The sequence below is a fragment of the Isoptericola sp. NPDC056134 genome (genome assembly GCF_042264825.1).
Classification (GTDB): domain Bacteria; phylum Actinomycetota; class Actinomycetes; order Actinomycetales; family Cellulomonadaceae; genus Isoptericola; species Isoptericola nanjingensis.
Map to the genome: position 1 here is coordinate 1 of NZ_JBHJVM010000086.1, position 1,185 is coordinate 1,185.

General features: G+C 70.6%; 2 protein-coding genes. Both read right to left on the reverse strand.

Annotated features, from left to right (window positions below; all coding sequences use genetic code 11):
• The coding region (locus tag ACFCZN_RS21450) for a helix-turn-helix domain-containing protein (protein ID WP_430558113.1) at positions 1 to 479 on the reverse strand (479 nt) is incomplete at its 3' end.
• 48 nt (positions 480 to 527) lie between these two features.
• On the reverse strand, positions 528 to 767 hold the full coding sequence (locus ACFCZN_RS21455) for a hypothetical protein (RefSeq protein WP_430558114.1): 240 nt from the start codon (positions 765 to 767) through the stop codon (positions 528 to 530).
• Positions 768 to 1,185 lie beyond the last annotated feature (418 nt).

Consider the following 1,185-nt stretch of genomic DNA (forward strand, 5'->3'; position numbering starts at 1 on the left):
GCACGCACCTTCCCGATCGTGGGAACGTGCACCGCGCGCGACGATGACGGGTGTGCGGTGTGGGCGTCGAACCGGCACGTCGCACCGTCCTTACGCCTCCGGAACCGGGGGAATCCGACCCGACGACCCTTCCTGGCACCAGTCTTGGACCTGGCCCAGTTCGACAACGCCGCAGCCAGCGCCCGGCACGCCTCCTTCGGCACCCGCGAGGACAAGCCCTCTGCGGTGAACCACGGGTACGCCTCACGGTGGGTGGCCCGCCAGTACTTCTCTAGCGCGGGCGCCGACCACCCGACCGCCGGTGTGAGGTCGTCGTCCGAGATGCCGTAGGTGCGCTCCGCCGCGCGCTGCCCCATCACGGCCTTGACGCGAGCGAGGCAGTGGTTGAACACGACCCGGTGCAGCCCGGCGTGCTGCACTAGGCGGTCCGCCTGCACAGTCGTCGGCCTGAGCTCGACCCGGAACCCTTGCAACGTCACGGCGCCACACTTCCAGAACCCACCGACATCGCGGCGGCGACGGCCGCATCAGCTCGCCGCCTGGCCGAGCCCCGCCCATACTGCCGGGCGCAGAACGACGTGGAGGATCTGCGTCGGGGCCCACATTCGGGCGTTGGCAACCTCACCATCCTCCAGGACCGCGATCGAGGCGCCCTGCGCGCCCAGCATGGCCTGGAGAAGCTCGAGCCCGAACCGTGCCGCACGGTCGCGATGCTCGACCACGATCGTCGTCACCGACGGGTCGGCCAATAGCCGAGAGAACTTCACCCGCCGAGCGTCCGGGCCGGACCCGACCTCGCAGACCACCGAGTCCAAGCACAGTCCTGACACTGCCCGTCGCGGTCGTCGGCGTGCACAGCTCATGCTCGAACGCACCGAGCGTGACCCGCCCGACCTGCCGCTCCAGATCCGCTGTCTGGTCCGCTCTCGAGACCGGCAGTACCCGACCGCCCGGCCCTCACGGTTCGCCGGCTCAGTCACGACGAGGTACCGGCCCGTCGCCATCTTCACGACAGGTACCGGACATGCTGGGGCAGCCCCGAGGATGTGGACGACTCTCATCGGAGCGGGTCTGCTTGGCTACTGTGTCGCGCGTGCCAGACAACCCCGCCGGGACGGCGTCCCGCCCGCCCCTCGCGCCCCCGACGGCCGTGCTCGCCGCAGTCGGGGTCCACCTGCCCGAGCG